22 protein-coding genes are annotated in these 24448 nt (G+C 65.0%); 8 read left to right on the top strand and 14 right to left on the bottom strand.

Annotated features, from left to right (window positions below; translation table 11 throughout):
• Nucleotides 1–33: 33 nt before the first annotated feature.
• Both ACIPK7_RS22575 and ACIPK7_RS22570 read right to left on the bottom strand, forming a co-directional pair.
• Nucleotides 34–276 carry a hypothetical protein gene (locus tag ACIPK7_RS22575; RefSeq protein ID WP_192435533.1) on the bottom strand — a complete coding sequence of 81 codons (243 nt, stop codon included), beginning with the start codon at nucleotides 274–276 and terminating at the stop codon, nucleotides 34–36.
• Nucleotides 277–352: 76 nt separating this feature from the next.
• Entirely contained in the window at nucleotides 353–595 is a 243-nt protein-coding gene (locus tag ACIPK7_RS22570; protein WP_081520069.1) for a YdcH family protein, read from the bottom strand.
• Nucleotides 596–766: 171 nt separating this feature from the next.
• Here ACIPK7_RS22570 and mscL point away from each other — a divergent pair, with 171 nt between their 5' ends.
• Nucleotides 767–1183 carry a large-conductance mechanosensitive channel protein MscL gene (gene mscL / locus ACIPK7_RS22565; RefSeq protein WP_045216609.1) on the top strand — a complete coding sequence of 139 codons (417 nt, stop codon included), beginning with the start codon at nucleotides 767–769 and terminating at the stop codon, nucleotides 1181–1183.
• Nucleotides 1184–1207: 24 nt separating this feature from the next.
• On the opposite strand, the gene ACIPK7_RS22560 is transcribed toward mscL, so the two are convergent.
• The 3 genes from ACIPK7_RS22560 to ACIPK7_RS22550 all read right to left on the bottom strand — a co-directional run bounded on the left by ACIPK7_RS22560 (nucleotide 1208) and on the right by ACIPK7_RS22550 (nucleotide 4877).
• Nucleotides 1208–2758 carry a TerC family protein gene (locus ACIPK7_RS22560; protein ID WP_401090289.1) on the bottom strand — a complete coding sequence of 517 codons (1551 nt, stop codon included), beginning with the start codon at nucleotides 2756–2758 and terminating at the stop codon, nucleotides 1208–1210.
• A gap of 229 nt (nucleotides 2759–2987) precedes the next feature.
• Nucleotides 2988–3764, bottom strand: coding sequence for a ferredoxin--NADP reductase (locus tag ACIPK7_RS22555; RefSeq protein ID WP_401090287.1), 777 nt, complete (start codon nucleotides 3762–3764; stop codon nucleotides 2988–2990).
• A 120-nt stretch (nucleotides 3765–3884) separates the two neighbouring features.
• Nucleotides 3885–4877: a TRAP transporter substrate-binding protein gene (locus ACIPK7_RS22550; RefSeq protein ID WP_192435530.1), complete on the bottom strand. Its 993-nt coding sequence runs from the start codon at nucleotides 4875–4877 to the stop codon at nucleotides 3885–3887.
• Nucleotides 4878–5213: 336 nt separating this feature from the next.
• On the opposite strand from ACIPK7_RS22550, the gene ACIPK7_RS22545 reads away from it, so the two are divergent.
• Together ACIPK7_RS22545 and ACIPK7_RS22540 are read left to right on the top strand one after the other, a co-directional pair.
• Nucleotides 5214–6338, top strand: a complete 1125-nt coding sequence (locus ACIPK7_RS22545; protein WP_192435529.1) for a class I SAM-dependent methyltransferase — start codon at nucleotides 5214–5216, stop codon at nucleotides 6336–6338.
• Between the two features lie 65 nt (nucleotides 6339–6403).
• A complete protein-coding gene (locus tag ACIPK7_RS22540) occupies nucleotides 6404–7264 on the top strand; it encodes an alpha/beta fold hydrolase (protein WP_401090285.1) in 861 nt (286 codons plus the stop codon).
• A 68-nt stretch (nucleotides 7265–7332) separates the two neighbouring features.
• Here the strand turns inward: ACIPK7_RS22540 and ACIPK7_RS22535 are convergent, their stop codons facing one another.
• Genes ACIPK7_RS22535 through ACIPK7_RS22515 form a run of 5 tightly spaced genes read right to left on the bottom strand, consistent with a single transcriptional unit; the run spans nucleotide 7333 to nucleotide 13448 of the window.
• On the bottom strand, nucleotides 7333–7899 hold the full coding sequence (locus ACIPK7_RS22535) for an NTP transferase domain-containing protein (protein ID WP_192436250.1): 567 nt from the start codon (nucleotides 7897–7899) through the stop codon (nucleotides 7333–7335).
• Nucleotides 7896–8867, bottom strand: a complete 972-nt coding sequence (locus ACIPK7_RS22530) for an XdhC family protein (protein WP_192436251.1) — start codon at nucleotides 8865–8867, stop codon at nucleotides 7896–7898. The genes ACIPK7_RS22535 and ACIPK7_RS22530 overlap by 4 nt, the downstream gene beginning before the upstream one ends.
• A gap of 3 nt (nucleotides 8868–8870) precedes the next feature.
• Nucleotides 8871–10082, bottom strand: a complete 1212-nt coding sequence (locus ACIPK7_RS22525) for a cytochrome c (RefSeq protein WP_192436252.1) — start codon at nucleotides 10080–10082, stop codon at nucleotides 8871–8873.
• Nucleotides 10083–10084: 2 nt separating this feature from the next.
• Nucleotides 10085–10624: a (2Fe-2S)-binding protein gene (locus tag ACIPK7_RS22520; protein ID WP_024764769.1), complete on the bottom strand. Its 540-nt coding sequence runs from the start codon at nucleotides 10622–10624 to the stop codon at nucleotides 10085–10087.
• Nucleotides 10617–13448: a xanthine dehydrogenase family protein molybdopterin-binding subunit gene (locus ACIPK7_RS22515; RefSeq protein WP_401090282.1), complete on the bottom strand. Its 2832-nt coding sequence runs from the start codon at nucleotides 13446–13448 to the stop codon at nucleotides 10617–10619. The genes ACIPK7_RS22520 and ACIPK7_RS22515 overlap by 8 nt, the downstream gene beginning before the upstream one ends.
• A gap of 322 nt (nucleotides 13449–13770) precedes the next feature.
• Between ACIPK7_RS22515 and ACIPK7_RS22510 the strand changes: the two genes are divergently transcribed.
• On the top strand, nucleotides 13771–14982 hold the full coding sequence (locus ACIPK7_RS22510; RefSeq protein ID WP_401090281.1) for an MFS transporter: 1212 nt from the start codon (nucleotides 13771–13773) through the stop codon (nucleotides 14980–14982).
• 131 nt (nucleotides 14983–15113) lie between these two features.
• On the opposite strand, the gene ACIPK7_RS22505 is transcribed toward ACIPK7_RS22510, so the two are convergent.
• From ACIPK7_RS22505 to ACIPK7_RS22495, 3 genes are read right to left on the bottom strand one after another with little or no spacing between them, the layout of a single operon-like run.
• Entirely contained in the window at nucleotides 15114–15263 is a 150-nt protein-coding gene (locus ACIPK7_RS22505; protein ID WP_151188408.1) for a DUF2474 domain-containing protein, read from the bottom strand.
• Nucleotides 15264–15280: 17 nt separating this feature from the next.
• Nucleotides 15281–16288: a cytochrome d ubiquinol oxidase subunit II gene (gene cydB / locus ACIPK7_RS22500; RefSeq protein WP_192436255.1), complete on the bottom strand. Its 1008-nt coding sequence runs from the start codon at nucleotides 16286–16288 to the stop codon at nucleotides 15281–15283.
• Between the two features lie 3 nt (nucleotides 16289–16291).
• Entirely contained in the window at nucleotides 16292–17731 is a 1440-nt protein-coding gene (locus ACIPK7_RS22495; RefSeq protein WP_401090278.1) for a cytochrome ubiquinol oxidase subunit I, read from the bottom strand.
• Nucleotides 17732–18208: 477 nt separating this feature from the next.
• On the opposite strand from ACIPK7_RS22495, the gene ACIPK7_RS22490 reads away from it, so the two are divergent.
• The 3 genes from ACIPK7_RS22490 to ACIPK7_RS22480 all read left to right on the top strand — a co-directional run bounded on the left by ACIPK7_RS22490 (nucleotide 18209) and on the right by ACIPK7_RS22480 (nucleotide 21293).
• A complete protein-coding gene (locus ACIPK7_RS22490; protein ID WP_192436257.1) occupies nucleotides 18209–18988 on the top strand; it encodes a MetQ/NlpA family ABC transporter substrate-binding protein in 780 nt (259 codons plus the stop codon).
• Nucleotides 18989–19105: 117 nt separating this feature from the next.
• The gene (locus tag ACIPK7_RS22485) at nucleotides 19106–20296 is read left to right on the top strand and encodes a trans-sulfuration enzyme family protein (protein ID WP_401090276.1); all 1191 of its coding nucleotides are present in this window, start codon (nucleotides 19106–19108) and stop codon (nucleotides 20294–20296) included.
• Nucleotides 20297–20315: 19 nt separating this feature from the next.
• Nucleotides 20316–21293 carry a sigma 54-interacting transcriptional regulator gene (locus ACIPK7_RS22480; RefSeq protein ID WP_192436259.1) on the top strand — a complete coding sequence of 326 codons (978 nt, stop codon included), beginning with the start codon at nucleotides 20316–20318 and terminating at the stop codon, nucleotides 21291–21293.
• 69 nt (nucleotides 21294–21362) lie between these two features.
• On the opposite strand, the gene ACIPK7_RS22475 is transcribed toward ACIPK7_RS22480, so the two are convergent.
• Nucleotides 21363–21698, bottom strand: coding sequence for a hypothetical protein (locus ACIPK7_RS22475; RefSeq protein WP_192436260.1), 336 nt, complete (start codon nucleotides 21696–21698; stop codon nucleotides 21363–21365).
• A 772-nt stretch (nucleotides 21699–22470) separates the two neighbouring features.
• On the opposite strand from ACIPK7_RS22475, the gene betT reads away from it, so the two are divergent.
• Nucleotides 22471–24429: a choline BCCT transporter BetT gene (betT, locus tag ACIPK7_RS22470; protein WP_192436261.1), complete on the top strand. Its 1959-nt coding sequence runs from the start codon at nucleotides 22471–22473 to the stop codon at nucleotides 24427–24429.
• Nucleotides 24430–24448: the final 19 nt, after the last annotated feature.

Genomic DNA, 24448 nt, shown 5'->3' with positions numbered 1-24448 from the left:
TCTGCCGACGCGCAGCAGACCGTAAACAGGTTCTTAGCTCGCCAGGCGGCGATACTGGCTCTCCATATCGTGCTTGAGGCTTTCACGGCGCATCAGCAGCGAGGCCAGGGTGCAGTCGGGACGCTCGATGCCCTCCTCCACGCGACCAATGCGCTGATCCAGCAGTTCGTACTGCAGCTTCAGACGAACCAGGCGTTCCTGCGCGCGCAGGGTTTCGGCGTTGCGTTTGGGGAGCTTGGTGACGGAGTTGCCAGAGGACGAAATAGCTTTACGCATGGCGGTGGCACCGGTTGGAAAGAGATGACGGGAGCCTACGCCTCGCTCCGACACGCACCCTTGACTCTGGTCAAGCTCAACCGGATCGCTTGAGCAGGTCGGAAATCTCGTCCTTCAGCGCCACACGTTGCAGTTTGAGGGAGTTGAGGGCGAGGTCGTCCATCGCCTGGCGGCCGTCCTCGATGTCGTAGATCTTCTTGTCCAGCTCCTCGTAGCTGGCGGCCATGCGGGTGAAGTTCGCGTCCTTCCCGTGCAACCGGGTCATCAGGGCCTTCTGGTCAGGGAATTCGCGGGACAGGGGATGATGCTCGAGCGGCATGGCGGGCCTCCTTCTGTTGATGAGTTGCCCGATAAGCCTAGACCACCGCGCGATGCCGCCCACCGCCGCCGGTCATACCGTTGGAATTGACCGCGCGCAGGGTGTTCAGACGGCGACGGGCCGCTAAACTGCGCCTGTCCCCCTCTATCTTGCGTAACAAGGAGTCTGTGCATGAGTCTGCTCAACGAATTCAAGGCCTTCGCGGTCAAGGGCAACGTGGTCGACATGGCCGTTGGTATCATCATCGGCGCCGCCTTCGGCAAGATCGTCTCGTCCTTTGTCGGCGACGTGATCATGCCGCCCATCGGCCTGCTGATCGGTGGCATGGACTTCTCCGACCTGGCGATCACGCTCAAGGCCGCCGAAGGCCAGACGCCGGCGGTGATGCTGGCCTACGGCAAATTCATTCAGACCTGCCTGGACTTCATCATCGTCGCCTTCGCCATCTTCATGGGCGTGAAGGCCATCAACAAGCTCAAGCGCGAAGAAGCCGTGGAGCCCAGCGCCCCGCCGGTGCCGAGCGCCGAAGAAACCCTGCTGACCGAGATCCGCGACCTGCTCAAGCAGCAGAACAACCGCGCTCCCTGAGCAGACCGCTGATCCCGGACTGGGTCAGGCGGGCGGCGTCAGCAACACACGGCCGATGCGCCGCTCGCTGACGTCCGTCACCTCCAGGCGCCAGCCGCCCAGCTCCAGCGTGTCACCCTTGGCCGGCAATCGGCCAAGGTGCTTGAGCGCCAGCCCGCCGAGGGTCTGGTACTCCGCCGTCGGGCGGGCGTGGAAGCCGACCCTGTCGGCCAGCGCCGACAGCGTCACGGCACCGTCCACCCGGTAGGCTCCCTCCTCCGCTTCGATGTCCGTGCCGGACACCTCGCTGGCATCTGGCAGTTCACCGGCGATGGCCTCCAGCACGTCGGTCATGCTCAGCATGCCCTCGAAGCCACCGAACTCGTTGACCACGAAGGCAAGGTGGGTCGAAGCCTCGCGCATCAGCTCCAGCGCACCCAGCACCGTGCTGCTGTCCGGCAGGCTCAGCGGCTCGCGCAGCAGCGGCAGGATGTCCAGTTCGCGGCCCTGCAGCAGGGCGGAGAACAGTTCCTTCTTGTGCACGTAGCCCAGCGGCTCGTCGATATTGCCTTCGCTGATCACCAGCAGGCGCGAGTATGGCGACTCCAGCAGTGCGCGGCGGATGCTCTCCGGGCTGTCGGCCAGGTCCACGCGGTGCACGCGCTGGCGGTCGATCATCACGGCTTTGACCGGACGCTCGGCCAGGCCCAGCACACCACTGATCATCACCCGCTCGCGGCGGTGGAACGGCGCGTCGCCGCCATCGTCTTCACCCACCAGGTCGGCGATGTCTTCGCCCACCTCGTCGGCGTCGACCTTGCCACCCATCAGGCGCAGCACGGCGTGGGCGGTCCGCTGGCGCAGACCACGCTGGCCGCGCTGGCTCTTCTGGCGTTTCCAGCGCACCAGCTGGTTGGCCATCTCGATCAGCAGGCTGAAGCCGATGGCGGCGTACAGGTAGCCTTTCGGGATGTGGAAGCCCAGGCCTTCGGCGGTCAGGCTGAAACCGATCATCAGCAGGAAGCCCAGGCACAGCATGATCACCGTCGGGTGCTCGTTGACGAAGCGGGTCAGCGGCTTGCTGGCCACCATCATCAGGCCGATGGAGAAGATGACCGCGATCATCATCACTTCCAGCTGCTCGACCATGCCCACGGCGGTGATCACCGCGTCGAGGGAGAACACCGCGTCCAGCACCACGATCTGCGCGACCACCGGCCAGAAGGCGGCGTAGACGCGCTTGCCGTTGGAGGTGTGCACACGGCCTTCCAGGCGTTCATGCAGTTCCAGCGTGGCCTTGAACAACAGGAACAGACCACCGAACAGCATGATCAGGTCGCGGCCGGAGAAGCTCTTGCCGAACACCTCGATCAGCGGCGCGGTGAGCGTGACCAGCCAGGAAATGCTCGCCAGCAGGCCCAGGCGCATCAGCAGCGCCAGCGACAGGCCGATCAGTCGCGCGCGGTCGCGCAGGTGCGGCGGCAGCTTGTCCGCGAGGATTGCGATGAAGACCAGGTTGTCGATGCCGAGCACCAGCTCGAGCAGGATCAGGGTGAGTAGGCCGAGCCAGGCTGTGGGGTCCATCAACCATTCCATGTCGAACGACCTCGCTGGGTGCGCGCCATGGCAGGTTGGGAAGGCTTATCCGCGAACGCGGGTGCCGGGGGAGGTTCGCCGAACGCCGGCTCTACGGGGGTAGATACGGGGATCGGCGTTGTACTTTGACTGTCCATAAGGTCCGGAAAAAGGGAAACGGACACCTATCCTAAGGGCAAAGCCTCGCCGCCCTAAGGGGACAATCTTTTCAAAATCTATCGAGCCGGGCTTACCAATAGTTTTCCACGGCGATCTGGCCGGGCTTGCGCGTCAGTGCCAGGCTCATGCCGCGGGCCTTCAGCACGGCGCGGGTGTCCTCGATCATCTGCGGGTTACCGCAGAGCATCACCCGTGAATGTTCCGGGGTCAGTTCCAGACCGGCGGCACGTTCCAGCTCGCCGTTCTCGATCAGCGTGGTGAGCCGCGCATTCAGGCAGCCGGGCACCTGTTCGCGGGTAACCACCGGGATGAACTGCAGCTTGTGGATATGTTCGGCCAGATGCTCCATCGCGCCGAAGCTGGCGATCAGGTCGCGGTAGGCCAGCTCCTTTTCCTCGCGGGCGCTGTAGACCAGCTTGATGGTCTCGAAGCGTTCCCACACCTCGAAGTCCTGCAGGATCGACAGGAACGGCGCCAGACCGGTACCGGTGGACAGCAGCCAGAGGTCGCGGCCATCGGGGAAGCGGTCCAGGGTGAGGAAGCCGAAGGCCTGGCGATCCACCAGCAACTGGTCGCCGACACGCAGGCGGCTGAGCTCGCTGGTGAATTCACCGCCGGGAACGACGATGGAGAAGAACTCGAGGAAGTCATCGTGGGGCGCCGAGACCATCGAGTAGGCGCGCCAGACGATGCTACCGCTGGGCTTGTAAACGCCCAGGCGAGCGAACTGCCCGGCACGGAAGCGGTAGCCGCTGTCGCGGGTGGTGCGCAGGGTGAACAGGCTCGGGGTGAGCGTCTGCACCTCCACCAGGGTCTGGCGGGTGAACTTCTCTTCGCTGGCGGTCATCGTCCGCTCCTTTGCAGGCAACGGCCCATTTTCCCGTATTCCCGGCGCGAGAAACACCCGCAAGGCTTGTGGCTATCCGCGGAGATCGCCACAAGCCTGCTCTGGATCAGTCCCGGTGGATCAATGCTTGCGGTTCACCACCTGGGCGGCGCGCAGCACGTCGGTGCCGATCTCACCCTCGAACTGCTTCCACAGCGGCTGCATGGCAGTGCGCCAGGCTTCACGCTCGGCCGGAGTCAGGGCAATGATGCGCGCCTTGCCGTTGGCGACCACGTGCTCGCGCTCCTTCTGGTTCAGCGCCTCGGCGTCCTTGTTCACCTCCACGGTGACCTCTTCCATGATGCTTTCCAGCTGGGTGCGCACCGGGTACGGCATGCTGTTCCAGAACTTCTGGTTGCTGATCACCATGTAGCTGAGCACGCCGTGGTTGGTCTCGGTGATGAACGGCTGGGCGCTGTCGAGCTTCTGGCTGCCGATGTTCGACCAGGTGTTCTCGGTGCCCTGCACCTTGCCGTCCTGCAGCGCCTTGAGGGTCTCGGCGAAGGGCATCTTCACGGCCGTGGCGTCGAGCAGGCCGAACTGCGCGTTGATTACCGAAGACGGCTGGATACGAAAGGCCAGGCCCTTGGCATCGGCCGGCGCGCGCAGTTCTCGGTTGGCCGAAAGCTGCTTCATGCCGTTGTTCCAGTAGGCCAGGCCGTAGATGCCCGAGCGCGCCATGGAATGCAGCAGTTCGCGGCTCTTGTCGCGCTTCTGGAAGCGCTTCACCGCCTCCAGGTCATCGAACAGGAACGGCAGGTCGAAGACTTCCAGCTGCTTGGTGTAGCCCTCGAACTTCGACAGCGACGGTGCCAGCATCTGTACCTTGCCGTCCTGCAGTGCCTGCAGTTCATCGGCGTCGCCGAACAGCGTGGAGTTGGGGAACACCTCGACCTTCACCTGTCCGGCCAGGCGCTCTTCCACCAGCTTCTTGAACAGCAGTGCGCCACGGCCCTTGGGCGTGTCATCGGCGACGACGTGGGAGAACTTGATCACGATGGGCGCATCGGCGAGAACCGGCTGGGCCACGAGGAAAAGGGCGGACAGCGCCACCCCGAGCAACGACTTGTACATCGACATCCTTATGCAATGGCAATAGCCCGGCGCGCGAACGGGAGTCGCGTGTCGAGGATTCGTGAAGACTTGGAAGGGTGGCCGTCGGTCGGCGGAGACGCGCTCCGGGATCGGGCCCTACCGGGTCGCGAGGGGCGCCCGGTTATTATTGGGAAGCCGCCGCGCAGACGAGCGCGGGCGGATAGGTCATAATTTTTCGGTATAACGCGCGCCCGCACAAGCAGGAACACGTAAACCACGTCTCAATTTGATGACAATATCGTTGCAATAAGCCATCAATCATTGCCAGCAAAGCAACACCTCTATTCCAGCCATTTCCGTCGTTTCGAGAGTCCCATGCCCGTCCTCGCCAGCCCCTTCGCCCAGCTCGACCTGGTCCGCCACCCCGAACAGCGCGAAGACCCGCTGCAGGCCTTCGATGCGGCCGACGAGTACCTGCTCAGCCATCTCCACGAGCAGGGCGTCGGCGCAGACAGCCGCGTGCTGGTGCTCAACGACAGCTTCGGCGCCCTCGCCGCCAGCCTCGCGCCCCATGTGCGCCTGACCAGCAGCGGCGATTCGCACCTGGGCTTCATCGCCCTTGAGCGCAATCTCGAACGCAACGGCCTCGCCGAAGCGCCGCTGACCTTCGTCCCCGCCAGCGAAACCCCGCGGGGCCCGTTCGATCATGTGCTGATCCGCGTGCCCAAGACCCTCGCGCTGCTGGAAGAACAGCTGATCCGCCTGCACGGCCAGCTCGCGCCGGGCGGGAAAGTCGTCGCCGCCGGCATGGTCAAGCACCTGCCACGCGCCGCTGGCGACCTGCTGGAGAAATACATAGGGCCGATGCAGGCATCGCTGGCCGTGAAGAAGGCCCGCCTGCTGGTGGCCACCGCCGAGGAGCGCCCCGCGCCCTCCTCGCCCTACCCCAGCCGCTACCGCCTGGACAAGCCCGCGCTGACGCTGCTCAACCACGCCAACGTGTTCTGCCGCGAAGGCCTGGACATCGGCACCCGCGCCTTCCTCCCGCACCTGCCGCAGATTCACCACGCCGTGCGCGCGGCAGACCTGGGCTGCGGCAACGGCGTGCTGGGCATCGCCTTCGCCCTGCTCAACCCGCAGGCCGAGCTGACGCTGGTGGACGAGTCCTACATGGCCGTGCAATCCGCGCGGGAGAACTGGCAGGCCGCCCTCGGCGAGCGCCCGGTGGATATCCACCCCGACGACGGCCTCGCCAGCCAGCCCGCCGACTCCCTCGACCTGATCCTCTGCAACCCGCCGTTCCACCAGCAGCAGGTGGTCGGCGACTTCCTCGCCTGGCGCATGTTCCAGCAGGCCCGCGCCGCGCTGGTCACCGGCGGCGAGTTGTGGATCGTCGGCAACCGCCACCTGGGCTACCACGCCAAGCTCAAGCGCCTGTTCCGCGGCGTCGAGCAGGTCGCGGCGAATCCGAAATTCGTGGTGCTGAAAGCGACCAAATAAACTGTCGGGATTGCTCCGGCCCGCGCGCCGGAGCAGCATGGATCGCCCCCACTCGGAAGCGCGCCATGACCGCACAAGAAGCCGCCCTCCTCCCGGAACTGATCCGTACCGCCGACGGCGTCGATCTCGCCTTGCGCCGAGTCGGCCCGGCAGATGGCGTTCCCGTCGTGCTGACCCACGGCACCTTCTCCAACCACCGCAGTTGCCTGGGCCTGGCCAACTACCTGGGCGGCCAGGGCTTCGCCTGCTGGCTGTTCGATTGGCGCGGCCATGGCGACAGCGCACGCAACGACTTCCGTCACAGCTTCGACGACGTGGCCGAGCAGGACGTGCCGGCGATTCTCGATGCGGTGAGCCAGCGCACCGGGCAAATGGCGCTGCACTGGGTGGGCCACTCCGGCGGCGGGCTGATCGTCTCGATGTGGGCGGCGCGCCATCCTGACCTGGCGCAGCGACGGTTGCGCTCGCTGGTGCTGATCGGTTCGCAGGCCACGGCGGCGGGAGCCAGCCTGCGGCACCGGCTGGCTCTCCAGGCGTTTGACTGGATGCTGCGCTGGAGACGCATCGTGCCCAGCCGCGCTAAGAGCGTCGGCCCCGAGGCGGAGAGCGCCCGGCTGATGCGCCAATGGTGCCAGTGGAATTTCCGCCGGCGATTCGATTCGCTGGAAGGCTTCGACTATCTCGCTGGGGTAGGCAGCGTCGAGCTGCCGGTGCTGGGCGTGGCGGGCAGCGGCGATACCTTCATCGCGCCGCTCGCGGGTTGCGAGGCGCTGGTGCAGGCCTTTGGAGGGACAGAGGCGAAGCTGGAGCTGTTCGGGCTGGCGACCGGTGCGCGGGAGGATTACAGCCATAACCGCCTGCTGCTGTCGCGCAATGCCAGCCTGGAAGTCTGGCCGCGCATAGCTCAGTGGCTGGTGCAACATTGATCGCCGTCGAGCGCAGGCACTCCCCAGTAGGAGCGCACCATGTGCGCAGTCGCGGGCATGGCCCGCTCCTACAGGTTCAGTGCAGCTGGAGTGTCGACGTCGCGCAGAACGCCTGAATCGCTCACGTCCAACGTCACACAGCGATCACGGTGCGCCTGCACGACTACCCGAGCGCCTTCGTCGCCGCTGAGTTGCATCAGCGCCGGCCAGAACTCGCGGCCGAACAGCACAGGATGGCCGCGCTGGCCGTCGTGAAGCGGGAAGAGAATGGTCGAGGCACCGGCCGCTTCGGCTAATGCACGCAGAGTTTGCGAGGTGATCCATGGCATGTCGCCCAGCAGGATCGCCACAGCCTCAGCCTGGGAATCACCCAGTGAGGCCGCGCCGGCCGCGAGGCTATGCCCCATGCCCAGCGCGGCGTCCTGGCTGTGGACAATCCGGCAGCCAGCGGGCAGGCCAAAATCTTCGGCGCGCTCACCATCACGCAGCACCACCCGGACTTCATTGAATACCGCCTGCGCACGTTCGACGCTGTGCGCCAGCAGGCTGCGTCCATCAGGCAGGGTCGCGCGGCGCTTGTCTGCGCCGAAGCGCGAGCCCTGGCCGGCGGCCAGGACCAGCGCCACGACAGTCACAGCGCCTCGCGGGCGATGCCGCTGCGGGTGCGCAGGATGTCGGCGAGCACGGCCAGGGCGATTTCCGCCGGAGTCTTGCTGCCGAGGTTGAGGCCGATGGGGGCATGCACGCGCGCCAGATCGGCGTCGTTCAGACCGCCGATACGGTGCAGGCGCTCGCGGCGCTTGTCGGAGGTGGTGCGCGAACCCATCACGCCGATGTAGAACGCTTCGGTACGCACGGCTTCGAGCATCGCCAGGTCGTCGATCTTCGGATCGTGGGTCAGGGCGACCACGGCGGTGTCCGCGTGGCAGCCGCCGTTGGCGATGAAGATCGACGGCAGTTCGCGGCGAATTTCGATGCCGTCCAGCACCACGCCGTCCAACGCCTCTTCGCGGGGATCACAGAGGATCACCTCGAAGCCCAGGCCCTTGCCGAACTCTGCACAGAAGTGCGCAACGCTGGAGTAACCCGCCAGCAGCAGGCGCTGCGCAGCGCCGACGCGCAGACGCACCCGGGCTTCGTCACGCTCCACTCGCGGGCCGTGCTCGTGGTCGTCGCTCAGGCGGCGGCTGCCGTCCTGCAGGTTCACTTCGCGCAGCAGGCGGCGCTGGCCGAGCAACGCTGATTCCAGTTCACGAAGGTGGGCCTGCACGTCGCAATCGGCCGCGAGGTTTTCCACCAGCACGTCGAGAATGCCGCCGCAGGGCAGGCGGATATTCGTGCGGGTGTCGGTGCCGTCGCCGTAGCGGACGACGACTACCGGTTCGCTGAACTCACCCTCGGCGACGCGTTCGAGAAAGTCATCCTCGACACAGCCGCCGGACAGCGAGCCGACCCACTGGCCGCTGGCGTTGACCGCCAGCAGCGAGCCCGGCGCGCGGGGCGCCGAGCCGTAGGTGAAGAGCACGCTGCACAGCCACACGCGCTGGCCCGCGTTGGACCACTGGAGCGCCTGCCGGACGACTTGCAGATCGAGATGCTGCACGACTCACTCCGCCTTCAGTTGAGCGACCTGTTGTACGCCCATGTCACCCGGCAGGCCACCCCAGGCCTGGCGCAGGTAGTTGATCAGGTCCGTGAGCTGCTCGTCATTGAGCTTGTCGGCAAACCCCGGCATCGGCTGCATGCGCTCGAAACCGGTGAACTGCTGCTCGCGGATGCCTTCGACGATGACCTTGGCCAGGTTGCGAGAATCGGCCAGGCGCAGGGTGGTGTTGCCCTGCATGGCCACGGCGATGTGCGGCTTGCCCTCGCCATCGTTGCCGTGACAGCCGGCGCAGACGTTGAGGTACTGCTGGCGGCCACGCTTGGCGCTGTCGCTGAGCTGGTCCTCGGCAACCGCCTTGACCACCTTGGCCTGCGGTGGCTGCTCGCCGAGCAGGTAGGTGGACATGGCGGCCAGGTCCTCGTCACCCAGGTGCTGGGTGCTCAGGTGCATCACCGGGAACATCTCGTTGAACATGCTGCCCTGTGGGCTCATGCCATGCTTGAGGAAGCCAGTGAGATCGGCGCTGGTCCAACCGCGCTCGGCCAGGTCCTGGGCCAGCAGGCTCGGCGCGCTGTAGCCGTTGAGCAGGCCGCCGGTGAGGCGCTTGTCCTGCTCCAGGGCGCCAATCTGGTTGCGCGGGGTGTGGCACTCGCCGCAGTGGCCGAGCACTTCCACCAAGTACTGCCCGCGCTGGTACGCCGCGCTCTTGCCCTCGGTGTTTTCCAGCTGGACGCTCTTGCCGTAGAGCATGTTCCAGCCGGTCAGGCCCAGGCGCACATTGAACGGGAAGCTCAGGCTAGTTTCCGGCGCGGCGCGATGCACCGGCGTCTGGCTCATCAGGTAGGCGTAGAGGGCATCGCTGTCCTCGCGCTTGATGAGGTGATACGAGGTGTACGGCATGGCCGGGTAGAGGTTGGCGCCGTCCTTGCGCTTGCCCTCGGTGAGGGCGGCGAAGAACTCGTCGGCGCTGTAATTGCCGATGCCGAAGTCCTTGTCCGGGGTGATGTTGCTGCCATAGATGGTGCCGAACGGCGAGTGGATCGGCAGGCCACCGGCGAACGGCGCGCCGCCCTCGGCGGTGTGGCAGGCCATGCAGTCGGCGGCGCGGGAGATGTACTCGCCGCGCTTGATCAGCTCCTGGTCAGCGGCTTGTGCGCTGACCGCCAGGCCGAAGCCGACTGCCAGCGCGAGGCCGGAAAGAATGCGCTGCATGCTCAACCCTCCTTGACCAGGCCGAGATCGGTCAGCACTTCACGGGTGGCGTCGTAGTAACGCACGTACCCGGTGCAGCGACAGATGTGGTGGCCAAGGCTCGCCTCGATGGTCGACTCCAGTTCGCTCTTCTTCAACGGCTGGCGCTGGGCCTTCTCCACCAGCACGGTGGCGGCGTTGACGAAGCCCGGTGCGCAGTAGCTGCACTGGAAGGCGAAGCGATCGACGAACTTCTGCTGGATCGGGTTCAGCTCCTTCACCGAACCGTCTTCCTCACGCTTGGCGTGGCCCTCGATGGTGCGCACTTTCTTGCCTTCGAAGTAGTGCGCGCCGGTGATGCAGGTGCGCACTTCCTCGCTGGTGCCGTCGGGGTTGTCGACGATCACCACGCAGGCATGGCAGATGCCCTGGCCGCAGCCCAGGCGAGAACCGGTGAGGTTCTGGTATTCATGCAGGTAGTCGATCATCGGCAGGTCCTCGGGAACCTCGACCGGACCGACGGTTTGACCATTCAGGGTCAGGTTGAGCGGACGGTTAGCCATTGAGGGCCTCCTTGATGCGAGCGGGGGTGATGGGCAGGTCGCGGACGCGCTTGCCGATGGCGTGGGCCACGGCGTTGCTGATGGCGCCGACCACCGGGATCATCACCACTTCGGCGATGCCCTTGGACGGGTCGCTGGGCGAGAGAGGCGGAAGGATTTCCGAGCTCTGCTGCCAGACGGCCACGTCTTTCGCCTTCGGAAGACGGTAGCGGTTGAAGTTCCAGTCGCCCTCGCCTGGGCCACCCTCGTATAGCGGCATGTCTTCGAGCAGTGCATGACCGATGCCCATGGCGGTGCCGCCTTCGATCTGGCCTTTCACCAGTTCCGGCACCAGCACGCGACCGCACTCGATCCAGCTGTGGTGGTTGAGCACGCTGACTTCGCCGTTGCCCTTGTTCACCTTCAGCTCGACGATGGTCGCCACCGGGCTGTAGTAGGTCACCGCAGCATTGTTCAGCTGCACCGGCGGATAAGCCACGTTCTGGCGGTCCAGCAGGTGGAAGCCGGCGCTGTTCATCTGTGCCTTCTTCACGCCCGGAGCACCGTCGCCGTATTTCACGGCCAGGGCGTCCAGCGGCAGGCGGTCGCGCACGCCGTCGATGACGAAATCGCACTCCGCCCAGCTCCAGCGGTTGAAGCCATGGACAGTGGCGCCGGTGACCAGGCCCTTCTCGTGGCAAACCTGGGCCAGTTCGGCGAACGACAGCGGTTGCAAGCCGTTGGCGGTGAGTTTGCCGTCGACCCAGTGGGCGTCTTCGCGGCGCACCACCAGCGGGTTGGCCGCGCCGTTGAAAGGACCGCGACGCCATATTTCCAGGGCCGCCGGCCACAGGCCGTGGTTGAACAGCACACGCGCCGCTTCACGGGTCGCGTGGCTGAAGTAGTAGGCCGAGTTGGTCGCCGACGACGCCGAGGCGTACTTGCCGACCCAGCGCGGGTTGCGCAGCTTCTCGTCCTGGGTGGGCTGGTTCATGGTGTAGGGGTCTTCGCCGCTGAGCAGCTGAAGTTCCGGCCACTCGGTCTCGGCGGTCTTCATCTCGTCCGCCGGTTTGCCGAGGAAGTCGGCCACCACCAGCGCCTGGGAGGTGGACATGCCGGTGCCGATCTCGATGCCGATATGGCGCATGTGCACCTTGCCCTGGGCATCGAACTCGATGCTCGCCATGGGCGCTTCGGAGCCGGTGCCGAAGTCCTTCTGGCAGATGGCGAAGCCGACGCCGTACCAGTGGTCCGGGTCCTTGGCATCCATCTCTTTCTTGCGTGCGTCGCGGGTCTTCCACCACTCGTGGGCGGCAGCCTTGTCGAGGATCTCGTGCAGGCGCAGGGCGCCGGCAGGGATCGCGCCCTGGGTGTTCTTCATGCCGGATTTGAGCGCGTTGACGCGACGCAACTCGATGGCATCGACGCCCAGGCGGCCAGCGATCTCGTCCACCATCATCTCGGTGGCGGCCATGCTCTGCAGGGTGCCGTAGCCACGCATGGAACCGGCCTCGACGGCGCGGGAATGGTAGGCGGTGACCTGCAGGTCGTTCTGCGGCATGTAGTAGATCGATTGCGCCGCGGTGGCGCCCACAGCGGCCACGGACGGGCTGTAGTTGATGCGCCCGCCGCCGTCCACGCTCATCTCGGTGCGGAAGATCTTGAAGGTCATGTCCTTCTTGTCCACCGCCAGCTGGTAGCGAATATCGAACGGGTGGCGCTTGATGCCGCTCTGGAACTGCTCGTAGCGGTCATTGGCCAGGCGCACCGGCACGCCGTTGCCGTACAACGCAGCCAGGGCCGCGTAGTAGACGAAGATGTTGTGGTCCTTGGAGCCGTAACCCACGGTATAGCCGGGGTGCATGTTCAGCTTGGCCAGACCGAAGCGCGACGGGGCGATCATGTGCGCCGTCTCGAAGGCGGCCTCGAACGGGCACTGGGTGGCGACCACGAAGTGCAGGGTCTTGCTCGCCGGGTCGTACCAGCCGTTGCCGTTGTCCGGCTCCATGGCGGCCGGCTCGATGGACGGGGTCTTGTAGCGCTCGTCGAAGACCAGCCAGTTCTCCGGCGGGTTGTCGATCTGCTCCTTGATCTTCTGCGCGTAGAACAGGCCCTGCTCGGTGAGATCACCGTGCTGGTTGGGCTGCTGGTTCCACACCGGTTTGCGCTCGCGGATCATCGGGAAGAGGATCGAGTCCTTGAGGCTGGAGAACTCGTCCGGATCGGCCGAGGTCGCGCCGCCGACACGTACGTAGCGGAAGCTGCCGTAAGGGTCGCCCTGGTACAGCGGGGCCTGCGCGCCGTAGCGGATCGCCTTGTCGTTGAACTTCATCTTCAGCTTGGCCTGACGGAAGCGCTCGAAGTCGTTCCAGATCAGGATGGCCACCGGGTGGCCGATGAACATCGGCACCTTGCCGCGCGGCAGCAGCGGGTCCGGGGCGTGGGCTTCGGGGAAGACGATGCCGTCCTTGTCCAGGTCCTCGGCGGTGACGATGCGGTCAGGCTGCAGGTCGGTGCCCAGCCAGGCGAGGTCGATACCGTCGAAGATGCGATCGGCCTTGATGGTCTTGAGCAGCATGGCGTGGCCCTGCTGCTGCGGCCAGCCGGGCATGTCCTTGGCGCGGATGTCACGGGCGAACACCTTGTTGCCACAGACCTTGGACAACGCGTCGTTGCGGAAGCGCGCCTTGCCGTCGTGGCCCATCCACTGCTGGGGGGAGACGGTGACGGAGTTTTCCATCAGGGCAGCGAAGGCCCGGCTGCCAAGCGGCGCCATGGTCACGCTGACACCGGCAATCAGCCCGCCTTGCAGGAAGGCGCGCCGGGAAATATCACGGTTGGACATGGTTCATCCTCTGAGCGGTGAAGGTCCGCCCATGTCGTTTTTTCTGTGCGGGAGAGAGTTCGGAGGACGCGGAATCGCGGGCGTCTCGGGGATGGCGCCGAAGGAAAGATCCTGCAGAAAAACCTGACTCTTCTGTCAACTTTAACGCACCTCAATAGTGCGAAGCAAAGTCAATCGGGCGGCTTGTCGCGGCGATGAAAATTTTAGTCGACGCATCGAGACGATTAGCCAATTGCGGATTTCGCCGACGACAGGCGTAAAAGTGTTACAGCGTGCTACGCTGCGCAGCCCTTGCTTAGCCTCCTAACGAAAGCACTTTTCCATGACCGCCGAAGCCACGTCCCTGCTGCGTCATCGCCCCTTCCTCGCCTTCTGGCTGGCCCGCGTCTGCACCGCCAGCGCCTTCCAGATGATCACTGTGGCCATCGGCTGGCACATCTACGAGCTGACCCACAACGTCCTCGACCTGGGCCTGGTGGGGCTGGTGGAATTCACCCCGCGCGTGCTGTTCATGCTGCACACCGGTCACGTCGCCGACCGCTACGACCGGCGACGCATCGCCTCGCTCTGCCAGATCGGCCAGGGCCTGATCGCCGTGGCGCTGGTGGTGGGTGCCAGCACCGACAACGTGACCCGCGAGATGATCTTCGTGATGGCCTTCCTGCTGGGCACCGCGCGGGCCTTCGAGATGCCCACCACCCAGGCGCTGCTGCCGAACATCGTGCCCACCGCACTATTCCCCCGCGCAGTGGCGGCGTCCGCCTCGGCGATGCAGGCCGCGACCATCGCCGCGCCAGCCTTCGGTGGCTTCCTCTATGCTTTCGGCGCCTTCTGGGTCTACATGCCCACCGCAGCGCTGTACTTCATCGCCTGCACCCTGGTGCTCACGCTGCCCAAGCGCCAGGCGCCGGCTGCGCAAGGCAAGGCGACCCTGGAATCGCTGCTGGCCGGCATCCGCTTCATCCGCAGCCGCCCGGACATCTTCGGCGCCATCTCCCTGGACCTGTTCGCCGTGCTGCTCGGCGGCGCCACCGCGCTGCTGCCGGTGTTCGCCAAGGACATCCTGCTCACCGGTCCCTGGGGCCTGGGCCTGCTGCGTTCGGCCCCGGCGGTGGGTGCGCTGCTGATGTCGTTCTGGCTGGCGCGCTTCCCCATCGAGCGCAACGTCGGGCGGATCATGTTCCTCGCCGTGGGCATCTTCGGCGTCACCACCATCGCCTTCGGCCTGTCGACGTCCTTCTGGTTCTCCCTGGCGGTGCTGGTGGTGCTGGGCGCGGCGGACATGATCAGCATGGTCATCCGCGGCGCCTTCGTGCAGCTGGAAACCCCGGACGAGATGCGCGGCCGGGTCAGCGCGGTGAACGGCCTGTTCATCGGCGCCTCGAACCAGCTGGGCGAATTCGAATCCGGCCTCACCGCCCACTGGCTCGGCACAGTGCCGGCCGTGGTGCTCGGCGGGGTCGGCACGCTGGTGGTCACCGGGGTGTGGATGAAGCTGTTCCCGACGCTGGCCAGGCGCGACAAGTTGCACTGATCGCCACGCCGCGCGCTCCTACAAAAACCAATCCCGACCGCTGGACAAAAAAATCCCCCGCCGGAAGCACCGGCGAGGGATGTGGGAACGGACGCTGCGAGCAGCGCCCGGATGGGATCGATTGCGTGAAACTAGTGCGGTGTGCCCAGCCCCGCCGCGCTCATGAACAGGCGCATCAGCCAGGCAGCGATACCCAGGCCGGCGACGCTCAGCGCCCAGATCAGCACCAGCCAGCCCAGTCGCTTGCGCAGCGGCGCCTTCTGCTGTTCCTCGTGAGTCATGCTGCGCACCTCTACCTCTAGTGGTAGCCGTCGCCGTGCTTCACCTTGCCGCGGAATACGTAGTAGCTCCACGCGGTGTAGACGAGGATGAACGGGATGATGAACAGCGCGCCCACCAGCATGAAGCCCAGGCTCTGCGGCGGGGCCGCGGCGTCCCAGATCGACATCGACGGCGGGATGATGTTCGGCCATAGGCTGATACCCAGCCCGCTGTAGCCCAGGAAGATCAGCGCCAGGGTGAGCAGGAACGGCTTCACGTGGTCATTGCGCGCCACCGAGCGCAGCAGTCCGTAGAAGGTCAGCAGCACCAGCAGCGGTACCGGCAGGAACCAGAACAGGTTCGGCAGGCTGAACCAGCGCTGGGCGATGTCTTCGTGAGCCAGCGGGGTCCACAGGCTGACGATGCCGATCACGGCCAGCAGCACCAGCGCCAGCGGCTTGGCCAGATCATGCATGCGCTCCTGCAGGCGGCCTTCGGTCTTCATGATCAGCCAGGTGCAGCCCAGCAGGCTGTAGGCCACGACCAGGCCGAGGCCGCAGAACAGCGGGAACGGCGCCAGCCAGTCCAGCGAACCGCCGGCGAAGGCGCGGTTTTCCACCGGAATACCTTCGATGAAAGCCCCCAGCGCCACGCCCTGGAAGAAGGTCGCCACCAGCGAGCCTGCGATGAACGACTTGTCCCACAGGTGACGCTTGTTGGCCCGAGCCTTGAAGCGGAACTCGAAGGCCACGCCGCGGAAGATCAGCCCGACGAGCATCAGGATCAGCGGCAGGTACAGCGCCGAGAGCACGGCTGAATAGGCCACCGGGAAGGCGCCGAACAATCCCGCGCCGCCCAGTACCAGCCAGGTCTCGTTACCGTCCCAGACCGGCGCGACGGTGTTCATCATCACGTCGCGGTCGCCTTCGTCCTTGAAGAACGGGTAGAGCATGCCGATGCCCAGATCGAACCCGTCCATCACCACGTACATCATCACGCCGAAGATGATGATGATCGCCCAGATCAGCGGAAGATCGATTCCCATGGCTCAGCTCCTCCCTGCCGGGCTTGCGTTGTCATCGTCGTCGAAGTCGTCCTCGGCAGCCGACAGCGGCCGTGCCGGAGTGCGCTTCTGACCGGCGCCGCCGTGGCTGGTCTCGCGGCCTTCGTGGGTGACCGGACCCTTGCGCACCAGGCGCATCATGTAGCCGATGCCCACGCCGAACAGGGTGAAATACACCAGCACGAACATCACCAGGGTCAGGCTCATCTGCGTGACGCTGTGGTTGGACACCGCATCCGAAGTACGCATCAGCCCGTAGACGACCCACGGCTGGCGACCGATTTCGGTGGTGAACCAGCCGGCGAGGATCGCGATCAGGCCGGATGGCCCCATCCACAGCACCAGATGGAGGAACGCGCGGTTCTCGAACAGGCGCTTGCGCCAGCGCAGCCAGACGCTCCACAGGCCCACCAGGATCATCAGCAGCCCCAGGCCGACCATGACGCGGAACGACCAGAAGATGATGGTGGAGTTGGGCCGGTCGGCTTTCGGGAAGTCCTTCAGCGCCGGGATCGGCTCGGTGAGGCTGTGGTTCAGGATCAGGCTGCCGAGCACCGGAATCTCGATCTTGAAGCGGGTTTCCTCGCGCTCCATGTCCGGCCAGCCGACCAGTATCAGCGGCGTCGGGCCGCCTTCACTGTTGTCCCAATGGCCTTCGATGGCGGCGATCTTCGCCGGCTGGTGCTTGAGGGTATTCAGGCCGTGGGCGTCGCCCACCATGGCCTGGATCGGCGCGACGATCAGCGCCATCCACATGGCCATCGAGAGCATCTTTCGGATCGCCGGGTTGTCGCGGCCGCGCAGCAGGTGCCAGGCCGCCGAGGCGCCGACGAAGAAGGCGGTGGCGACGAACGAGGCGATCGCCATGTGCAGCAGGCGATAGGGGAAGGACGGGTTGAAGATGATCGCCAGCCAGTCCACCGGCACCACGATGCCGTTGACGATCTCGTGGCCCTGCGGGGTCTGCATCCAGCTGTTGGAGGCGAGAATCCAGAAGGTGGAGATCAGCGTGCCGATGGCCACCATCACTGTGGCGAAGAAGTGCAGGCCCGGACCGACACGGTGCCAGCCGAAGAGCATGACGCCGAGGAAGCCGGCTTCGAGGAAGAACGCCGTGAGCACTTCATAGGTCAGCAGCGGGCCGGTGACGCTCCCGGCGAAGGCCGAAAAGGCGCTCCAGTTGGTGCCGAACTGGTAGGCCATGACGAGTCCGGAGACCACGCCCATGCCGAAGTTGACGGCGAATATCTTCGACCAGAAATGATAGAGGTCGCGGTAGACCTCCTCATGGGTCTTCAGCCACAGGCCTTCGAGCACCGCCAGGTAGCTGGCGAGGCCGATGGTGATGGCCGGGAAGATGATGTGGAAGGACACGGTAAAGGCGAACTGGATCCGGGCCAGGTCGAGCGCCTCTAATCCGAACATGACGATTCCTCTTCAGGCTGACGCCCGCCACTACCAGGGCCGGGCACCTTGCCATGCGCATGCGCAGGGCGTTCTTGCGTGATGTCTGTATTTCCAATGACTCAGTTTCGAGCCACCGATCTGGCGTCGGTTCGGGTTCTTTTTGCCGCCCAATCAGAATGGACCACCATCTGCATTGACGCCGCTCAAGAAACTGCATCGATCTTACGCGCCCACCGGTCGCGGGCTGGAGTGGTGGGTTGCCGCGCGACGGGGTGTCGCGCGACAGGTTGTCTCAGGGGAGACCGCGACCTCCCTTATGAACAAAATCGAATATGAAAATGAAAAATTAATATTTTATTGGAATAACAAGTGCGGGTAACTTTCGCTGCAACCGCTGCCGAGTGAGCTGCGGAAAAAAGAATCCACCGCCCGTACGAAGGCCCCATCCCGGCCGGCCCGGACGCCAGCGGTCATCTGCCCCACAAGGACATCGCAATGAAAAAGCTGCTGCTTCTGACCGCCCTCGCCGCTGCCTTCACCACTTCCGCCTTCGCCAACGAGAAGCTCGTTGTCGCTGCCACGCCGATCCCCCACGCCGAGATCCTCGAGCTGATCAAGCCGACCCTGGCCAAGGAAGGCGTGGACCTGGAGATCAAGGTCTTCACCGACTACGTGCAGCCCAACGTGCAGGTCGCCGAGAAGCGCCTGGACGCCAACTACTTCCAGACCAAGCCGTACCTGGACAACTTCAACTCCGGCAAGGGCACCAACCTGGTCACCGTGACCGGCGTGCACGTCGAGCCCTTCGGCGGCTACTCGAAGAAGTACAAGTCCATCGACCAGCTGCCTGACGGCGCCACCGTGGCCATCCCCAACGAAGGCAGCAACAGCGGCCGCGCCCTGCTTCTGCTGCAGAAAGCCGGCGTGATCAAGCTGAAAGATCCGAGCAACGCCCTGGCCACCCCGAAAGACATCGCCGAGAACCCCAAGCACCTGAAGTTCAAGGAACTGGAATCGGCCCTGCTGCCGCGCGTGCTGGACCAGGTCGACCTGGACCTGATCAACACCAACTACGCGTTGGAAGCCAAGCTCAACCCGGTGAAGGACGCACTGATCCTCGAAGACCGCAACTCGCCCTACGTGAACTACCTGGTGGCGCGTCCGGACAACAAGGACAGCGATGCCCTGAAGAAACTCTCCGCCGCCCTGACCAGCCCGGAAGTCAAAGCCTTCATCGAGAAGAAGTACAACGGCGCCGTGGTGCCAGCCTTCTGACCCGTCGCCCGGCAGACTGCCGGGCGCAACGACTCCCACGCTGGGCGCACCTCGAGTGCACCCGCTTCAACGCCGGTGGGCAGGTTCCACCGGCGTTTTTCTTTCCAAGGACCTGCCATGAGCGACCACGCCAAAGGCCCCTCCACCCGCGCCGTACATGCCGGCCACGATGCCGACCGGCGCATGGTCACCCGTGCCAAGAGCCAGCCGATCTACCAGAGCTCGGTGTTTGTCTACGACTCGCTGGAGCAGGTCGACGACTTCCTCGCAGGCAACCCCGACAACTACATGTACACGCGCATCGGCAACCCCAACCACAGCGCCGTGGAAGAACTGCTGCGCGAGCTGGAAGGCGGCGAGGACGCGCTGTTCTCCGCCTCCGGCATGGCGGCCATTTCCGCCGCGCTGCTGGGCGTGCTTGGGGCCGGGGACCACCTGATCGCCAGCCGTGAGCTGTACGGCACTACCCAGAGCCTGATCGAAAAGGAACTGACGCGCTTCGGCATCGCCTCCAGCCTGCTCGACCTCAACGACCTGGCGGCGGTGGAAGCGGCAATCACCCCGACCACGAAGCTGATCTACACCGAGACCGCCTCCAATCCGCTGGTACGCATCAGCAACGTCCCGGCGCTGGCCGAGCTAACCCATCGTCACGGTCTCAAGCTGCTGGTGGACAACACCTTCCTCTCGCCGGTGCTCTACCAGCCGCTGCGCGATGGCGCCGACCTGGTTGTCCACAGCACCACCAAGTACCTCAACGGCCACAGCGACGCCATGGGCGGCGCGCTGGTCGGCGATGCGCAGTGGATCGCCGCCGCGCGGCGCTTCCAGATCAACGCCGGCGGTAGCGCCAGCCCCTTCGAGAGCTGGCTCAACTTCCGCGGCGCCAAGACCCTGGCCCTGCGCATGAAGGCCCACTCGCAGAACGCCCAGGCACTGGCCGAAGCCCTCGAAGCGCACCCGCAGGTCGACCGTGTGTTCTACCCCGGCCTACCCTCGCACCCGGACTTCGAACTGGCGCAGCGGCTGTTCCGCAAAGGCCATTCGGGCATGTTGAGCTTCACCCTGAAGGGCGGCCTCGACCAGGTCGACACACTGATCGGCGAGCTGCAACTCGCTGCCTTCGCCCCATCGCTGGCCGGCGTTGCCAGCAGCATCACCCACCCCGGCAAGACCTCGCACCGCGCGCTGTCCGCCGAGGCCCTGACCGCGCTGGACATCCATGACGGCACCATCCGTGTGTCGGTGGGCATAGAGGACAGCGAGGACATCGTCCGCGACTTCCTGCAGGCGCTGGACGCGCTGTAGAAGCAGAAGGAGAAACACCATGAATGCACCCCACGCGCCGCTACCACTGCTGACCTTCCCCGACGCCGACAAGAGCCCACTGAGCATCCGCGCCAAGGCGCTGGTGTTCTTCGACCCGCGCTCCCATGAAGTGCGCGACGAGGTGGAGCGCCTGGCGCCGCTGCCGCAGCCGGTGCTGATCCACGGCGAGACCGGTACCGGCAAGGAGCTGCTGGCTCGCCACATCCATCGCGCCAGCGAGCGCCCCGGCCTGTTCGTCGCGGTCAGCTGCAGCGCGCTTAGCCGCAACTACGCCGACGCCGAGCTGTTCGGCTACGCGCCCGGCGCGCACAACGGCCCGGTGGGCAGCCGCGCCGGCTGGTTCGGTTCAGCCAACGGCGGCACGCTGTACCTGGACGAGATCGCCGACCTGCCGCTGTCGCTGCAGCAGAAACTGCTGCGCGTGCTGCAGGAGCGCGAAGTGCTGCGAGTAGGCGCGCGCGAACCGGTGCCGGTGGACGTGCGCCTGGTCGCCGCCACCAGCATCGATCTGGGGCAGGCGGTGAAAGCGGGAAAATTCCTCGAAGGGCTGCAGCAGTATCTGCACGACGGCAACCTCACGCTGCCGCCACTGCGCGAACGCATCGGCGATATCCAGCCACTGGCCGAATACTTCCTCGGCGTGCATGCGCAAAGGCTGGAACTGCCGGTGCCGCAGATCGCCACGGATACGCAGCGCGCACTGGAAGGCTATTCGTGGCCGGGGAATATCCGCGAGCTGGAGAACGTCATCCATTTTGCCCTGCTGGTCAGCCCGGACGAGGAGATTCGGCCGGAGCACCTGAACTTTTCAGGCGGCGTGGCGGGGTCAGGCGGCGTGGCGGGGGCGGAGGGCGTATCGGGACCAGGTAGCGTGGCGGAAGCCAGCGAAGAGGCGCTGGAGCGTCTGGTGCGCCAGCCCGGCGTCGAAGTGCAGCTGCGTGCGCTGCTGCAACGCCTGGAGCACGAGCGCGGCTGAGTGGCCGCGCTGTAGTCGCCAGCGCGACCCGAAGGGCCGCGCACAGGCGACAGCATGCAACTGGGGGGATTACTTGGTGGCGGTGTTCGAGTGAGCAACCACCGGGGTGCACGACGGGTTGGTCAGCTTGGCCGGATCGGTCAGCAGGCCCGGCATCATGCGCGAGGTGCAGTTGAACACGCGGCCTTTGGTGGTGGTGGCGACGTAGGAGAGTTCCTGGGCACCCAGGGCGTCCGGCTGACCGGCTTTGACGTCGCTGACGACCAGTTCGTCGGAAGAGGCCAAGCCAATCATTTGAGCGGTGGCGGCTTGCAGCGGAACGATGGCCTGGTTGGTGGTCATGGTCTGGCAACCGGCCAGCGAAGCGAAGAGTGCAGTGGCAATGGCGATGCGTTTGAAGTCCATCTCGAAATACTCCCTGTTGGTGGTTTTTTGTCCTGCGGGGGGAGACTAACGGAATCGGCAAGTCAATCGCCATAGCCGTTTCACATGTTTTTCACGAAAAATTGCACACCCGCTCAAACTTCCTGACTGCAACCCGCTCTATTCCGGCAACTGTGCTATGCGAAGAACTGTTTCACCCGCCTGACAACCGGTAATCGCGGCAAAGCCAGATACGACGCTGAACCGTTTCACCTTTAGCGACGAACGGTCGCAGTGAAAGGCTTTGCCGAGTAACAGGTCGGCAGGAGGGAATCCTGAACAAATAGTCAATTTCAGGACTATTTACCGCAAAAAACTAGAATTGCAGCCTCATCGACCAGATCAATACCGCCCATCAAGACCATTTACTTCTTTTTGTCACAATCTTCAGGGAAAATGGCTATCAGGCGGTCGGGACCCATTTTCCCCGGCGCCATTGGAGACTATCGTGACCAGCTTTGCCGCTCTTGCTAACTTCTTCGCCGCCACCGCTTTCCTGACCGCGCCCGCGAAGGCCGACCCGGAACGCCGTGAAATCCGTGAGGCGAAAAAGAACCGCCGCAAGTAAAGCAGTACCCGCTCCGCTCGGCCCTCGAACAGGGCCGGCGGCGGGACCATCGGTCCCGCTGATTGGCCTTTCAGGGCTCAATCGTGTTTTCATTGAATGCTTGTTCAAGGAAAACTTCGAGGGACCCCGCCCGTTTTGTCCGTTGCACAATCCTCCCCGTCCGTAACACCCTCCCCCGCCATGCGCATGAATCCACCGGTCTTCTACGGTGCGGCCGCGCTGATCCTTCTCTTCGCCCTGATCGTCATCGCCCAGCCGCAACAGGCAGGTGAATGGCTTCTCGCCGCGCAGTCCTGGGCCGCCGACAGCGTCGGCTGGTACTACCTGCTGGCGATGACGCTGTACCTGATCTTCGTGGTGGTCACCGCGCTTTCCGGCTACGGAAAGATCAAGCTCGGTGCCGACCACGACGAGCCGGAATTCAGCTACCTGTCCTGGGCCGGCATGCTGTTCGCCGCCGGCATCAGCATCACCCTGTTCTTCTTCTGCGTATCCGAGCCGCTGACCCACTTCGCCCAGCCGCCGCAAGGCGAGGCCGGCACTCCGGAAGCGGCACGCCAGGCCATGCAGCTGCTGTTCCTGCACTGGGGCCTGCACGGCTGGGGCGTGTTCGCCCTGGTGGCGATGGCGCTGGCCTACTTCGCCTACCGCCACAACCTGCCGCTGGCGCTGCGCTCGGCGCTCTACCCGCTGATCGGCAAGCGCATCAACGGCCCCATCGGCTACACCGTGGATTGCTTCGGCATCATCGCCACGGTGTTCGGCCTGGGCGCGGACATGGGCTTTGGCGTGCTGCAACTCAACGCGGGCCTCGACTTCCTGTTCGGCATCGCCCACAGCCACCCGGTGCAGATGACGCTGATCGCGCTGATGATGGGCGCGGCAATCTTGGTCGCCGTGTCGGGTGTCGACAAGGGCATCCGCCTGCTGTCGGACATCAACATGCTGCTGGCATGCGCGCTGCTGCTCTTCGTGCTGTTCGCCGGCCCCACCCAGCACCTGCTCAATACCCTGGTTCAGAACATCGGCGACTACCTCGGCGCGCTGCCGACCAAGAGCTTCGACCTCTACGCCTACGGCAAGGACGGCAGCGACTGGCTGGGGGGCTGGACGGTGTTCTACTGGGCCTGGTGGATCGCCTGGGCGCCCTTCGTCGGCCTGTTCATCGCGCGCATCTCGCGTGGGCGGACGATCCGCGAGTTCGTCTTCGGCGTACTCTTCATCCCGCTGGGCTTTACCCTGGCGTGGATGTCGATCTTCGGCAATAGCGCCCTGGACCAGGTGCTCAACCACGGTTTCAGCGAACTGGGCCGGGTGGCGATCAGCGATCCGTCCATGGCGCTCTACCAGATGCTGCAGAATTATCCGGCCAGCCGCGCGGTGATCGCGGTGACGGTGCTGGTCAGCTTCGTCTTCTTCGTCACCTCGGCGGACTCCGGCACCGTGGTGCTCTCCACCCTCTCCGCCCATGGAGGCAGCGCCGACGACGACGGCCCGAAGTGGCTGCGGGTGTTCTGGGGCGTGGCCACCGCACTGGTCACCGGCGGCCTGCTGTTCGCCGGCAGCATCGATGCGCTCAAGTCAGCGGTGGTGCTGACTTCGCTGCCCTTCTCGCTGATCCTGCTGCTGATGATGTGGGGCCTGCACAAGGCGTTCTACCTGGAGTCCCAGCGTCAGCGTGCACGCACCCATTCGCTGGCACCGCCGCCTTCGGCAAAGCCCGGCGGCTGGAAGCGGCGCATCTCCCAGGCAGTGCACTTCCCTACCCGCGACGAGGTGTACCGCTACATGGTCGATGTAGTCAGCCCGGCGATCGCCGAGGTTTCCGAGGTATTTCGCGAGAAGGGCCTGCAAGTGGATTCGGACCTGGACCTGAGCAACCTCGAAATAGGTCTGGAGATCGGCCACGGCGCGCAGCATCCGTTCCTCTACCAGGTGTCGATGCGCGGCTACTTCACCCCATCCTTCGCCCGCGCCGGCATGGGCGGCCTGCACCTGAAGAACCGTCGCTACTTCCGCGCCGAGGTGCACCTCTCCGAAGGCAGCCAGGACTACGACTTGATGGGCTATAGCAAGGAGCAGATCATCAACGACATGCTCGACCAGTACGAGCGGCACCTGCAGTTCCTGCATCTGGTGCGCTAAGCCCGTACACCCACGAAAA

It is taken from the genome of Pseudomonas sp. NPDC086581, from assembly GCF_044746165.1.
In the GTDB taxonomy this organism is placed as follows: domain Bacteria; phylum Pseudomonadota; class Gammaproteobacteria; order Pseudomonadales; family Pseudomonadaceae; genus Pseudomonas.
This window is presented reverse-complemented; position numbering and strand designations above follow the sequence as displayed.